The sequence below is a fragment of the Luteimonas sp. A611 genome (assembly GCF_054072715.1).
On the sequence record NZ_JBSVRP010000001.1, the window covers coordinates 553,178 to 566,763 of the forward strand.

Sequence of the window (13,586 nt, forward strand, 5' to 3'; positions counted from 1 at the left end):
CGCGCTCCGCCTCCACGAGAACGCCGCGCGCCAGCGCCTCAGTAAACGCCTTGCGCCAGCATCGCGTCGGCGACCTTCACGAAGCCGGCGATGTTGGCGCCGTCGACGTAGTTGATGCTGCCGTCCTGGCGCTTGCCGTGGCGCACGCAGTGGCCGTGGATATCCTTCATGATCGCGTGCAGGCGCTCGTCGACCTCCGCGTGGTGCCACGACAGGCGCAGCGCGTTCTGGCTCATCTCCAGCCCGGACGTGGCCACGCCGCCGGCATTGCTCGCCTTGCCCGGCGCGTACAGCGTGCCCGCCTCGAGAAACACGTCCACCGCCTCCAGCGTGCTCGGCATGTTCGCGCCTTCGGCCACGCAGACCACGCCGTTGTGCACCAGCGTGCGCGCATCGTCGGCGTCGAGCTCGTTCTGGGTGGCGCAGGGCAGGGCGATCTCGGCCGGGATGTGCCAGGGTCGCTTGCCGGGCAGGTACTCGAAGCGCGCGTCCTCGCCCAGTTCGGACAGGCGTCCGCGGCGCAGGTTCTTCAGTTCGGCGACCTCGCGGATCGCTTCGGGGTCGAAGCCGTCGCGCGCGTACAGCGTGCCGTCCGAATCGCTGAAGGTCAGCACCTTGCCACCCAGTTCCTCGGCCTTGACTGCGGCGAATTGCGCCACGTTGCCCGACCCGGAGACCAGCACCCGCGCGCCCTGCGTCTCGCGCCGCGCGTGGTGCAGCATCTGCTCGACGAAGTAGACCGTGCCGAAGCCGGTCGCTTCCGGCCGCATCAGGCTGCCGCCGTAGGACAGCCCCTTGCCGGTGAACACGCTGGCGGCCTGGTTGGAGAGCTTCTTCATCATGCCGGCCATGAAACCGACCTCGCGCGCCCCCACGCCGATGTCGCCCGCGGGCACGTCGGTATCGGGCCCCAGGTGGCGGTGCAGCTCGAACATCAGCGCCTGGCAGAAGCGCATCACCTCGCCGTCGCTCCTGCCCTTGGGATCGAAGTCCGCGCCGCCCTTGCCGCCACCCATCGGCAGCGTAGTGAGCGCGTTCTTGAAGGTCTGCTCGAAACCCAGGAACTTGAGGATCGACAGGTTCACCGACGGATGGAAGCGCATGCCGCCCTTGAACGGGCCGATCGCCGAACTGTGCTGCACGCGCCAGGCGCGGTTGACCTGCACGTTGCCGCGGTCGTCGACCCAGCTCACTCGGAACTGGATCACGCGCTCCGGCTCGACCAGGCGCTCCATCAGGCCGTGCTGGCCGTACTCGGGGAAACGCTCCAGGAACGGCCACAGGCTGGCCGTGACCTCCTTTACCGCCTGCAGGAACTCAGGCTGGCCTGGATCGCGGCGTTCGACCCGCGCCAGAAATTCGTCCCTCGAAAGCCGCATTTGCATCCCCTGTCTGTTTCGATGTCGTCGACCCTCGCCGTGCCCCGCGGGCCGGCCGTGCAGCTTCAGGCCATGTGTTCGAGTACCGCCTGCGCGGCGCGGGCGGTATCGACCGCCTGGCCCGGCGCGGCGAGATCGGCGGTGAATACCCTCGCGTCCAGCGCAGCGGAGACCGCCGCCTCCACCGCCGCGGCCTCGGCCTCGAGGCCCAGCGAATGCCGCAGCAGCAGGGCCGCGCTCAGGATCGTGGCGTAGGGGTTGGCGATGCCCTTGCCGGCGATGTCGGGCGCCGAACCGTGGATCGGCTCATAGATTCCGACCTTGCCGGCGCCCAGCGATGCCGAGGCCAGCAGCCCCAGCGAGCCGGCCAGCATCGAGGCCTCGTCGGTGAGGATGTCGCCGAACATGTTCTCGGTCACGATCACGTCGTAGGCGCGCGGCCTGGACAGCAGGTGCATCGCCATCGAATCGACCAGCTGGTGCTCGACGGTCACGTCCGCGAACTCATCGCGCATCACCCGCGTGGTCACGTCGCGCCACAGGCGCGAGGTCTCCAGCACGTTGGCCTTGTCGACCGAGGTCAGGTGTCCGCGGCGCTGGCGGGCAAGCGCCGCGGCGCTGCGCACCACGCGCTCGATCTCGGCCACGCTGTAGCGGCACAGGTCGGTGGCCTCGGTGTCGCTGCGGGTCTTGTCGCCAAAGTAGATGCCACCGGTGAGCTCGCGCACCACCACGATGTCCACGCCTTGTAGCAGCTCGGGCTTGATCGGGGACGCGTCGAGCGCGGCCGCATGCGGCTTGACCGGACGCAGGTTGGCGAACAGGCCCAGGGCCTTGCGGATCGCCAGCAGGCCCTGCTCGGGGCGGACCTTCGCGTTCGGATCCGACCACTTGGGGCCGCCGACCGCGCCCAGCAGGATCGCATCGGCCTTGCGCGCGGCTTCGAGCGTCGCCGCCGGCAACGGCTCACCGTGGCGGTCGATGGCGATGCCGCCGATATCGTGCTCGGCAAATGAGAACGAATGGCCGAAGCGCGTGGCGACGGCTTCCAGGACGGGCAGGGTGGCGGAGATGATCTCGGGACCGATACCGTCCCCGGGCAGTACGACAATGTCAGCGTGCATGGATTTCGAAGGCGAGCGTGGAAGAGGGGCGGACGGCGAAGGCGCTGTCCGCCTGTGCGTGCCGGCCCGACGCGCGAGGCGGCGGACGGCGGCGGTGTGGGTTGGATCAGGCGGTCGCGCGGGCTTCGATGCCCGGCGTGGCGGCGGGCGCGCGGCGCAGGATGCGGTTGGCCACGTCCAGCCAGGCCAGTGCGCTGGCCTCGATGATGTCGCGGCTGGTGCCGCTGCCCTGGTACTCGACGCCCTCGTGGTGGACGCTCAGCGAAGCCTCGCCCTGCGCATCCGCGCCGAGGCCGACGCTGTGCACGCTGTAGCTTTCCAGCGACAGCTTCACCCCGGTCGCATTGCACAGGGCCGCGAACAGCGCATCCACCGGGCCGTCGCCCAGCGCGCTCTCGCTGATCTTCCTGCCGTCCGGATCCGACAGCTCCACCTGCGCGCTGGCGCGCTGGCCGCGATCGCTGATGGTCATCGACGCCAGCCGATAGCCCTGTCCATCGAGGCCACCGTTGATCAGCCGCTCCAGGTCATCGTCCTCCACCACGCGCTGCTGCTCGCACAGGTCCTTGAAGCGGATGAATACCTGGTCGAGCTGCTCGTCCTCCATCGTGTAGCCGAGCGCGCGCAGGCGGTGCTCCAGCGCAGCCCGGCCGCTGTGGCGTCCCAGCACCATCTTGGTGTCGGGCCAGCCGACGTCGGACGGACTCATGATCTCGTAGGTGCTGCGGTTGCGCAGCATGCCGTGCTGGTGGATGCCCGACTCGTGCGCGAACGCGTTCTGGCCAACGATCGCCTTGTTGCGCTGCACCGGCATGCCGATGAGGCGCTGCAGCAGCTGCGAGGTCGACACCAGGCGGCGCGTGTCGATGCGCGTGTCGATGCCGTAGAAGGCGCTGCGCACCTTCAGCGCCATCACCAGCTCTTCCAGCGCCGCGTTGCCGGCGCGCTCGCCGATGCCGTTGATGGTGCACTCGATCTGGCGCGCGCCGCCCTCCATCGCCGCCAGCGAGTTGGCCACGGCCAGGCCGAGGTCGTTGTGGCAATGGGCGCTGAAGATCACGTCGCGCGCGCCCGGGATGTTCGCGATCATGCGCTCGAACAGGCCGCGGATCTCTTCCGGCGTGGTGTAGCCGAGGGTGTCGGGCACGTTGATGGTGGTCGCACCGGCGGCGATCGCCACGCCGACCGCCTCGTGCAGGAAGTCTTCCTCCGTGCGGGTACCGTCCTCGGGCGAGAACTCGATGTCGTCGACGTAGCTGCGCGCCATCGCGACGTGCGTGCCGATCGAGTCGAGCACCTGCTCGCGGCTCATCCGCAGCTTGTGCTCGCGGTGCAGCGGACTGGTCGACAGGAACACGTGGATGCGCGGCTTCGCGGCGCCTTCGAGCGCGCGCGCGGAGGCCTCGATGTCGCCGGGCAGGCAGCGCGAGAGCACGGCCAGGGTGGTGTCGCGCAGCTCGCGCACGATCTGCGCGGTGGCGTCGCGGTCGGACTGCGAGCTGGCCGGGAAGCCGGTTTCGATGATGTCCACGCCCAGTTCGGCGAGCGCGCGCGCCATCACCACCTTCTGCTGCGGAGTCATGCTGCAGCCGGGGGACTGCTCGCCGTCGCGCAGGGTGGTGTCAAAGATGCGTACGAATTGGGGGGTGCTGCTCATGCGAGGAGTTCCTCGGGAAGATCCTTGCGGATGTTACTCGGTGCGGGTTTCTGCCGCGGCGACGATGTATCGGATACAGGGAGAAGGCCGGCGGGAAGCAGGGTCTGCTTCGCCGCCGGCAGCGGAAGTCGCTCGCGCACGCGCCTGCGCGGCTTGCGCGGCGGACGCGGGCGGACCTCCGAAAGCAGGGTGGCCAGCACGCCGGCATCGACGTTGCCGCCGGACACCACCGCGCACTTGCGCTTGCCGGCCACGCGCTTGCCGGCGGCCAGCGCCAGCGCGCCGGCGCCCTCGGCGATCACGTGTTCCTCCAGCGCCAGGCGCACCAGGGTCTCGCGCAGCTCGGCCTCGCGCACGATGATGACGTCGTCCAGCAGCTCGCGCAGGATGCGTTCGGTGAGGTAGCCCGGCTCCTTCACCCGCACGCCGTCCGCCAGCGTGGCGCGCGGATCGACCAGGCTGCGGTCGCCCTTGAGCGCGCGCGCCATGGCGTCGCAGCCCTCCACCTGCGCGCCGATGATGCGCACGCCCTGCGACTTCAGCGCCAGCGCGACGCCCGCGGCCAGGCCGCCGCCGCCGATCGGCACCAGCACCACGTCCGGGTTCATCGCCGCGGCGATCTCCAGGCCGACCGTGCCCTGGCCGGCGATCACGTCGGGATCGTCGAAGGCCGACAGCAGCCGGAAGCCGTTCTGTTCGGCCAGCTCCTTGGCGAATGCCTTGGCCTCGTCGTAGGTTTCGCCGTGCAGGCGCACCGTGGCGCCCCAATGGGCGACGCCGGCGACCTTGGTCTCCGGCGCGGTCTTCGGCATCACCGTGATCGCGGGGATGCCAAGCCGGTACGCCGCCCAGGCCATGCCCTGCGCGTGGTTGCCGGCGGAGGCGGTGATCACGTAGCGGTCGTCGCCGCGCTCGCGCGCGGCCAGCAGCGCGTTCAATGCGCCGCGCACCTTGTACGAACCGGTGCGCTGCAGGTTCTCGAGCTTGAGCCAGGTGCCGAAGCGCTCGGCGTAGTGGGTCGGGGTGACGTCCAGGTACCTGCGCAGCCGCGCCTGCGCCGCCAGCACGTCGCTGGCGGACACCTCGATGGTGCTGGCTACGGCAGGGTCCATCAGACCGTCGTCAGCCAGTGGCGGTATGCGGCTTCTTGGCCGCGCACGACGCGGCCATACAGTGCCTGCAGCCCACGCGTCACCGGGTTGTCGCCGTAGTGGCGGTCTTCGATCTGCGCCACCGGCGCCACCTCGGCGGCAGTACCGCAGGCGAACACTTCGTCGGCATCCAGCAGTTCGGACAGCGTCGCCATGCGCGACTCCGCGCCGCTGAGCTGCAGCAGCGTGTCGCGGGTGATGCCGGGCAGGGCGTCGCGGTGCTCGACCGCGGTGATGCGCCCGTCCTTGACCATGAACACGTTGGCGCCGGTGCACTCGACCACGTTGTTCTCGCGATCGGTGAACAGGGCCTCATCGAAGCCGCGTGCCTTGGCCTCGCGTTTGGCCAGGATCGAGTTCACGTAGCCGCCGCAGAGCTTGAGCGGCGGCAGCGAATCGGCCGGGTTGCGGCGCCAGCGGCTCACGCCCAGGCGCGCGCGGCTGCCGTTGAGGTGCACCTGGGTGGCGGTGGTGGCGACCATCAGGTGCGGCACGTGGCCTTCGACGTCGAGGCCGAAGCTGCCCTCGCCGAACCAGGCCAGCGGGCGGATGTAGGCGTCGCTGTGGCCGTTGGCGCGCAGCGTCGCCAGGGTGGCCTGCGCGCACTGCGCGGGGTCGAAGGGCAGGCCGAACATCTCCGCGCCCTGGCGCATGCGCTCGAGGTGTTCGGGCAGGCGGAACACGGCCGTGCCCTCGTCCGTGGCGTAGGCGCGGATGCCTTCGAACACGCCGCTGCCGTAGTGCATGGCGTGCGTGGTCAGGCCGGCCTGCATGGTGTCAGAGGCAACCAGGGCGCCGTCGAACCAGGCCAGGGTCTGCGCGGGCGTGGCAACCGGCTGCGCGGCTGCCGCGTGGCGGGCATGGGCTTCGGCGATGGGGGTGACGGTGGCGCTCATGGGAGGTCCGTTGGACAGGTCGCGATGGGGTGGTGGAACGACGGGTGGTGCGCGATCAGGGGCAGGGCTGTACCTGGACCGACAGGCAGTCGTAGAGCTTGGCGAGCTGCGCCTGCAGGGTCGCGTCGGGGCGCTCGCCCTCGACGGTCACCCGCAGCCGCCATTGTTCGCCGTCGGCGCCGGCCTCGCCTTCGACCGCCAGCGGGCGGAAGCCGCGCCGTTCGGTCGCGCCCAGCACGCGCGGCAGCACGCCTTCGGCGCGGCGCAGGATGAAATCAAGCTGGTAGCGCATTGTTGGGCTCCCCGGAGGCGGGCGACGTGGTGGACGGTGCGGCCGGTTCGCCGGTATCCAGCGAGCCGGCATCATCCGGATCCATCATCTGTGCGTTGTTGTGGTTCGGCGGCACCAGCGGCCAGACGTTGGCGGCCGTGTCGATCGCCACGTGCAGGAGGGTCGGGCCCTCCGCCGCGAGCAGCGCCTTGAGCGCGTCGTCCACGCCGGCGGCCTTGTCCACGTGCAGTGCCTGGATGCCGAACGCACGCGCCACTTCGGCGAAGTCCGGATTGTCGGACAGGTCGATCTCCGAATAGCGCTTCTCGAAGAACAGTTCCTGCCACTGGCGGACCATGCCCAGCGCCGAGTTGTCGAGCAACACGATCTTCACCGGCAGCCGGTAGCGGCGGATCGTCGCCAGCTCCTGGATGTTCATCATGAACGAGCCGTCGCCGCTGACGCAGATCACCTGCGCGGCCGGGCTTTCCATCTGCGCGCCCATCGCGGCCGGCAGGCCAAAGCCCATCGCGCCCAGCGCGCCGCTGGTCAGGTGCTGGCGCGGGTGCTGGAAGCGCCAGTGCTGCGCGACCCACATCTGGTGCTGGCCGACGTCGCAGGCGACCACGGCGTGCGGCGCCAGGTCGCTCAGGCGCCTGAGCAGGGCGGGTGCGTAGACCTTCTCGCCGGGCGCGTCGTAGCGCGGCGCGTGGCGGCTGCGGCGTTCGGCGCAGAGGTCGCGCCAGGCCTTGCGCGGGGCCGCGTGGCGGCCTTCCATCTGCGCGGCCAGCGGTGCGGCCAGGCGGCTGAGGCTGGCGCCGATGTCGCCGGGCACCGACACGTCGACGCTGCGCAGCTTGCCGATCTCGCAGCAGTCGCCGTCCAGGTGCACCACGCGTGCATGCGGCGCGAACTCGGCCAGCTTGCCGGTGGCGCGGTCGTCGAAGCGCGCACCGACGACGAACAGCAGGTCGCACTCCTGCACCGCCATGTTGGCGGCGCGGCTGCCGTGCATGCCCAGCATGCCCAGGTTGGAGGGATGCTGCGCCGGCAGCGCGCCCAGCGCCTTGAGCGTGAGCACGGTGGGCAGGCCGGTGAGGTCGACGAACTCGCGGAACGCATCGATCGCATCGCCCAGCACCAGGCCGCCGCCGGCATAGACCACCGGCTTGGTGCACTGGGAGATGAGCGCGGCGGCTTCGTGCAGCGCGGCATCGGGCGGGCCCGGCACCGGATCGACCGGCAGCGGCGAATGCACCGGCAGGTGCGAGGCGTCGCCCACCTGCACGTCCTTGGGCAGGTCGATCAGCACCGGCCCCGGACGCCCGCTGCGTGCGATACGGAAGGCTTCGGCGAACATGCGCGGCAAATCATCGACGCTGCGCGGCAGGAAGCTGTGCTTGACGATCGGCATGGTCATGGCGAACACGTCCAGTTCTTGGAACGCGTCGGTGCCCATCAGGAATGTGGGCACCTGGCCGGTGAGGATCACCATCGGCACCGAGTCGAACATGGCGTCGGCGATGCCGGTCACCAGGTTCGACGCGCCCGGCCCGGACGTCGCCACGCAGACGCCGACGCGGCCGCTGGCGCGTGCAAAGCCGTTGGCTGCGAACGCCGCGCCTTGCTCGTGTCGTACCAGCACGTGCTTGAGCGTCGACGCGCCGTGCAGCGCGTCGTAGAACGGCATGATCGTACCGCCGGGGTAGCCGAAGAGCGCATCAACGCCCTCGGCCTCGAGTGCCCGCACCAGCCACTGCGCACCGTTCATCACGCGGCCTCTTTCTCTTCCTTCGGGGAGTTGTCCAGCCACACCATCTTCGCGCGCAGCTTCTTGCCGACCACCTCGATCGGATGGTCGAGGTCGGCCTGCTTGAACTTGTTGTAGTTCGGCAGGCCCGCCGCGTGCTCGGCCACCCAGTTGCGGGTGAAGGTACCGTCCTGGATGTCCTTGAGCACTTCGCGCATGCGCTCCTTGGTGCCGGCGTCGATCACGCGCGGACCGCTGACGTAGTCGCCGTACTGCGCGGTCTCGGACACGAACTCGAGCATGCGGGTGATGCCGCCTTCATAGAACAGGTCGACGATCAGCTTCAGCTCGTGCAGCACTTCGTAGTAGGCGATCTCGGGCTGGTAGCCCGCTTCGACCAGCACTTCGAAGCCGGCCTGCACCAGCGACGAGGCGCCGCCGCACAGCACGGCCTGCTCGCCGAACAGGTCGGTCTCGGTCTCTTCCTTGAAGGTGGTCTCGATCAGGTTGGCGCGCGCGCCGCCCAGGCCGCCGGCATAGACCAGCGCCAGGTCCTTGGCCTTGCCGCTCTTGTCCTGATGGATGGCGTAGATGCAGGGCACGCCGCGGCCGATCTCGTATTCGCGGCGCACCAGCGCGCCCGGGCCCTTGGGCGCCACCAGCACCACGTCCAGGTCTTCGCGCGGCTTGATCATGTCGAAATGCACGTTCAGCCCGTGCGCGAACAGCAGGCAGGCCCCCGGCTTCATGTTCGGCGCGATCGCGTCCTCGTAGACCTGCCTCTGCACCATGTCCGGCGTGAGGACGGCGACCAGATCGGCTTCCTTCACTGCATCGGCCGGCGTCTTGACGTTGAAGCCGTCGGCCTTGGCCTTGGCCTCGGTCGGACCGCCGGGGCGCAGGCCGACGGTGACGTCGAAGCCCGAATCGCGCAGGTTCAGCGCATGGGCGCGGCCCTGGCTGCCATAACCGACGATGGCGATGCTGGGCTTGGGAAGGGAAGACTGGGTCATTTCAGGGCTCTCTGTGGAACGGTGTGTTGGAGGGGTGGGTGCAAGGCAACAAAAAACCCCGCCCTTGCGGTGCGGGGTTTTGCGATTTGGCGCTTACTGCTTACGCGCCCGATCGTCCCGCACCTGTTGGCGAGGTAATAAGTACGAGTACGAGAATGGACGGCGCGCTGGCGTCGTGGGCATTCTTCGCGGGTGTGTGGCGATGCAGCATTCCTGCAAACTAACCCCCGGTTTCAGGCCTTGTCAAGCGCGAGGGCTTGACAAGCGCATGCGGGCTTTGTTGCCGGTGAAATCATTGCAGCCGAAACGGCGCAAAACCAGCAGAATTCCCGCTTTGACGCGATGCGTCATTCCCGCTGCGAAGTCCATGCCCGAATACCGTTCAAAAACCTCCACCCACGGCCGCAACATGGCCGGCGCCCGCGCGCTGTGGCGCGCGACGGGCATGCGTGACGAGGATTTCCAGAAACCCATCATCGCCATCGCCAACTCCTTCACCCAGTTCGTGCCCGGGCACGTGCACCTGAAGGACCTGGGCCAGCTGGTCGCGCGCGAGATCGAGCGCGTCGGTGGCGTGGCCAAGGAGTTCCACACCATCGCGGTCGACGACGGCATCGCGATGGGCCATGACGGCATGCTGTATTCGCTGCCCAGCCGCGAGGTGATCGCCGACTCGGTCGAGTACATGGCCAACGCGCATTGTGCCGATGCGCTGGTGTGCATCTCCAACTGCGACAAGATCACGCCGGGGATGCTGATGGCCGCGCTGCGGCTCAACATTCCGACCGTGTTCGTGTCCGGTGGCCCGATGGAGGCCGGCAAGACCAAGCTGTCCGACCAGAAGCTGGACCTGGTGGATGCGATGGTGATGGCGGCCGATTCTGCGGCCTCGGACGAGGATGTCGCGGAAGTCGAGCGCAACGCGTGTCCGACCTGCGGCTCGTGTTCGGGCATGTTCACCGCCAATTCGATGAACTGCCTGACTGAAGCACTGGGCCTGTCGCTGCCGGGCAACGGCACCGTGCTGGCCACGCATGCAGACCGCGAGCAGCTGTTCCTGCGCGCGGGACGCACCGCGGTCGAGCTGGTGCACCGCTGGTACGGCGCCGGCGATGAACGCGCGCTGCCGCGCGGCATCGCCACGTTCGAGGCGTTCGAGAACGCGATGACGCTCGACATCGCCATGGGCGGATCGACCAACACCATCCTGCACCTGCTGGCCGCGGCGCAGGAAGGGGGGGTGCCATTCACCCTGGAGGACATCGATCGCCTGTCGCGGCGTGTACCGCAGCTGTGCAAGGTCGCGCCGAATATCCCCGACTATCACGTCGAGGACGTGCACCGCGCCGGCGGCATCATGTCGATTCTTGGCGAACTCGCACGTGGCGGCCTGCTGCATACCGGCACTGCGACCGTGCATGCGAACACGCTGGGCGAGGCCATCGCGAAGTGGGATGTCACGCAGAACGACGATGAAGCGCTGTCGACCTTCTTCCGCGCCGGTCCCGGCGGAATCCCGACCCAGACCGCCTTCAGCCAGTCCACGCGCTGGCCGACGCTCGACACCGACCGCGCGGCGGGCTGCATCCGCAGCGTCGAACATGCGTATTCCAGCGATGGCGGCCTGGCCGTGCTCCGCGGCAACGTCTCGCCCGACGGCTGCGTGGTCAAGACCGCAGGCGTGGACGAGTCGATCCACGTGTTCGAGGGCAGCGCCCGCGTGTACGAAAGCCAGGACGCGGCGGTGCAGGGCATCCTCGGCGACGAAGTGCAGGCCGGCGAGGTCGTGGTGATCCGCTACGAGGGACCCAAGGGCGGCCCGGGCATGCAGGAAATGCTGTATCCGACCAGCTACCTGAAGTCCCGGGGCCTGGGCGCGCACTGCGCCCTGCTCACCGACGGCCGCTTCTCCGGCGGCACCTCGGGCCTGTCGATCGGCCACGTCTCGCCCGAGGCCGCGGCCGGTGGTGTGATCGGCCTGGTGCGCGACGGCGACCGCATCCGCATCGACATTCCCGCCCGGTCGATCGACCTGCTGGTGCCGGAAGCCGAGCTCGCTGCCCGCCGCGCAGCGCAGGATGCGGCCGGCTGGAAGCCCGCGCTTCCGCGGCCGCGCAAGGTCACGGCTGCGCTGAAGGCCTACGCGCTGCTTGCCACCAGTGCGGACAAGGGCGCTGTGCGCAACCTGGCGATGCTGGACGCCTGAGGGACTTCCGCGCGCGACCGACGATGCCGCACGCTGCGACGTGCGGCAAATCGAGCATGCCGTCGGTGAGGTGACTGGCGGCGGCGTCAGGCGCGGCAACGCCCGTGGACTGAGCGCCGCGCGCCGCGCCGTGCGACGCCGGAGCTTATCCCTCCCAGGCCGGCAGCTTCTTCTTCACCGCCACGTTCTTCAGCGTCACATAGGCAGGAATGCCGTCGCGGCCGTACGGTGGCGGCAGCTCGCCCCGGATCAGCGGTTCAAGGTAGGTGCGGGCCTTGTCGGAGATGCCATAGCCGTCGCGGCGGATGTAGCCCTTCGGGAAGGTCTTCTCGTGGTTGGCCACCTTGTCCAGCGGCGCGCTGCCGATCTTCCAGCGGTAGGGGCTGTCGGAGGTGCGCACGATCACCGGCATGGTGGCGTTCTGGCCCTTGAGCGCGAACTGCACCGCGGCCTTGCCCACGGCGATGGCCTGCTCGACGTCGGTCTTTGAAGCAATGTGCCGCGCGCTGCGCTGCAGGTAGTCGGGCAGTGTCCAGTGGACCTTGAGGCCGAGCTCGTCCTTGACCTTGCCGGCCAGGTACGAGGCGACGCCGCCGAGCTGGGTATGGCCGAACGAATCCTTGCCGCCGCCCGAATCGGCGACGAAGCGCCCGTCGGCGGTCTGGATGCCCTCGCTGGCGACCACCACGCAATAGCCCACGCGATCGACCACCTTCTTCACGTTCTTCAGGAAGTCGGCCTCGTCGTAGGGGCGCTCCGGGAACAGGATCAGGTGCGGTGCCTCGTCCGGGCCCTTGCCAGCCAGGCCTGCGGCCGCGGCCAGCCAGCCGGCATGGCGACCCATGGCCTCGTAGACGAACACCTTGGTCGAGGTATCGGCCATCGCCGCCACGTCCAGCGCGGCCTCGCGCACCGATACCGCCGTGTACTTGGCGGCCGAGCCGAAGCCCGGGCAGCAGTCGGTCACGGCCAGATCGTTGTCGATGGTCTTGGGCACGCCGATGCAGGTCAGCGGGTAGCCGAACTCGGCGGCCAGCTTGGAGACCTTGTTGGCCGTGTCGGCCGAATCGTTGCCGCCGTTGTAGAGGAACCAGCGCACGTCATGGGCCTGGAACACCTCCAGCAGGCGCTCGTACTTCGCACGGTCCTCGTCCACCGACTTGAGCTTGTAGCGGCACGAGCCGAACGCGCCGCCGGGGGTGTGGGCCAGCCCGCGGATCGTCGCGGCGGTCTCCTTGCTGGTGTCCACCAGCTCCTCGCGCAGCGCGCCGAGGATGCCGTTGCGCGCGGCCAGCACCTTGATCTTGCGCGCGCGCGCCTCGCCGATCACGCCCGAGGCGGTGGCGTTGATGACGGCGGTCACACCGCCGGACTGGGAGTAGAGCAGGGTTCCGGAAGCCATATGCGCCCTTTGCAGGAGGTCGGAGAGACGGATCGATGAGTTAAAGTGGCGGCTGAATCCGCGGTGACGGCCGAGTGTAGCAACGGTCCGCGACCGCTTCCGGTCTCGTTCTGTTGGGAGTCGTCGATGCGATTGGTATTGTTGGGGGCGCCCGGTTCGGGCAAGGGCACGCAAGCGGCACGGCTCAAGGAGCACCTGCAGGTGCCGCATATTTCCACCGGCGACCTGCTGCGCGCCGAGGTGGCTGCGGGCTCTCCGCTGGGCCTGCAGGCGAAGGAAGTGATGGCGCGTGGCGAGCTGGTCAGCGATGACATCCTGCTGGGCATGCTCAAGGACCGGTTCTCGCGTCAGGACACCAGGTCCGGATTCATCCTCGATGGTTACCCGCGCAACCTCGCCCAGGCCGCGGCCCTGGACGAACTGCTGGCGGACCTGGGGCAGAAGTTCGACGCGGCGGTGCAGCTCACCGTCGACAACGAGCAGATCGTCGAGCGCCTGGCCGGCCGCGCCAAGGCCGAGGGCCGCGCCGACGACAATCCCGAATCCGTGCGCAAGCGGCTGCAGGTCTACGACCAGCAGACCGCGCCGGTGATCGAGTTCTACCGCCAGCATGGCCAGCTGACCATCGTCGATGGCGTCGGCTCGCTCGACGCGGTGTTCAACCGCATCATCGAAGCGATCGCGCCGGAGAAAGCGGTCGGCTGAGGGCGGCGTACGGGGTGCGGATCCGGTAGGAG

Annotated in this window: 10 protein-coding genes and 1 pseudogene; 2 read left to right on the forward strand and 9 right to left on the reverse strand. The window is 69.0% G+C overall.

The genetic code is table 11. The features are described 5' to 3' along the window. Positions 1 to 38 precede the first annotated feature (38 nt). The 8 genes and pseudogenes from gdhA to ilvC all read right to left on the reverse strand — a co-directional run bounded on the left by gdhA (position 39) and on the right by ilvC (position 9,241). On the reverse strand, positions 39 to 1,379 hold the full coding sequence (gene gdhA, locus ACW5EG_RS02425) for an NADP-specific glutamate dehydrogenase (protein WP_457020769.1): 1,341 nt from the start codon (positions 1,377 to 1,379) through the stop codon (positions 39 to 41). A gap of 65 nt (positions 1,380 to 1,444) precedes the next feature. After that, positions 1,445 to 2,503 carry a 3-isopropylmalate dehydrogenase gene (gene leuB / locus ACW5EG_RS02430; RefSeq protein WP_457020770.1) on the reverse strand — a complete coding sequence of 353 codons (1,059 nt, stop codon included), beginning with the start codon at positions 2,501 to 2,503 and terminating at the stop codon, positions 1,445 to 1,447. Between the two features lie 106 nt (positions 2,504 to 2,609). Next, positions 2,610 to 4,160: a 2-isopropylmalate synthase gene (locus tag ACW5EG_RS02435; protein WP_457017152.1), complete on the reverse strand. Its 1,551-nt coding sequence runs from the start codon at positions 4,158 to 4,160 to the stop codon at positions 2,610 to 2,612. Between the two features lie 125 nt (positions 4,161 to 4,285). Next, positions 4,286 to 5,248, reverse strand: a pseudogene (locus tag ACW5EG_RS02440) (threonine dehydratase); the annotation flags it as partial. A 23-nt stretch (positions 5,249 to 5,271) separates the two neighbouring features. Then, positions 5,272 to 6,207: an aminotransferase class IV gene (locus ACW5EG_RS02445; RefSeq protein ID WP_457017153.1), complete on the reverse strand. Its 936-nt coding sequence runs from the start codon at positions 6,205 to 6,207 to the stop codon at positions 5,272 to 5,274. 55 nt (positions 6,208 to 6,262) lie between these two features. Then, complete coding sequence (locus tag ACW5EG_RS02450; protein ID WP_457017155.1) at positions 6,263 to 6,499, reverse strand: ACT domain-containing protein; 237 nt, start codon at positions 6,497 to 6,499, stop codon at positions 6,263 to 6,265. After that, complete coding sequence (ilvG, locus tag ACW5EG_RS02455; RefSeq protein WP_457017156.1) at positions 6,483 to 8,249, reverse strand: acetolactate synthase 2 catalytic subunit; 1,767 nt, start codon at positions 8,247 to 8,249, stop codon at positions 6,483 to 6,485. Before ilvG ends, ACW5EG_RS02450 begins: the two co-directional genes overlap by 17 nt. Then, on the reverse strand, positions 8,249 to 9,241 hold the full coding sequence (gene ilvC / locus ACW5EG_RS02460) for a ketol-acid reductoisomerase (RefSeq protein WP_457017157.1): 993 nt from the start codon (positions 9,239 to 9,241) through the stop codon (positions 8,249 to 8,251). Before ilvC ends, ilvG begins: the two co-directional genes overlap by 1 nt. Positions 9,242 to 9,608: 367 nt before the next feature. Here ilvC and ilvD point away from each other — a divergent pair, with 367 nt between their 5' ends. Further along, the gene (gene ilvD, locus ACW5EG_RS02465) at positions 9,609 to 11,447 is read left to right on the forward strand and encodes a dihydroxy-acid dehydratase (RefSeq protein ID WP_457017159.1); all 1,839 of its coding nucleotides are present in this window, start codon (positions 9,609 to 9,611) and stop codon (positions 11,445 to 11,447) included. Positions 11,448 to 11,592: 145 nt separating this feature from the next. On the opposite strand, the gene ACW5EG_RS02470 is transcribed toward ilvD, so the two are convergent. Continuing rightward, positions 11,593 to 12,849 carry a 6-phosphofructokinase gene (locus ACW5EG_RS02470; RefSeq protein WP_457020771.1) on the reverse strand — a complete coding sequence of 419 codons (1,257 nt, stop codon included), beginning with the start codon at positions 12,847 to 12,849 and terminating at the stop codon, positions 11,593 to 11,595. Positions 12,850 to 12,975: 126 nt separating this feature from the next. Here ACW5EG_RS02470 and ACW5EG_RS02475 point away from each other — a divergent pair, with 126 nt between their 5' ends. Next, entirely contained in the window at positions 12,976 to 13,554 is a 579-nt protein-coding gene (locus ACW5EG_RS02475; RefSeq protein WP_457017162.1) for an adenylate kinase, read from the forward strand. Positions 13,555 to 13,586: the final 32 nt, after the last annotated feature.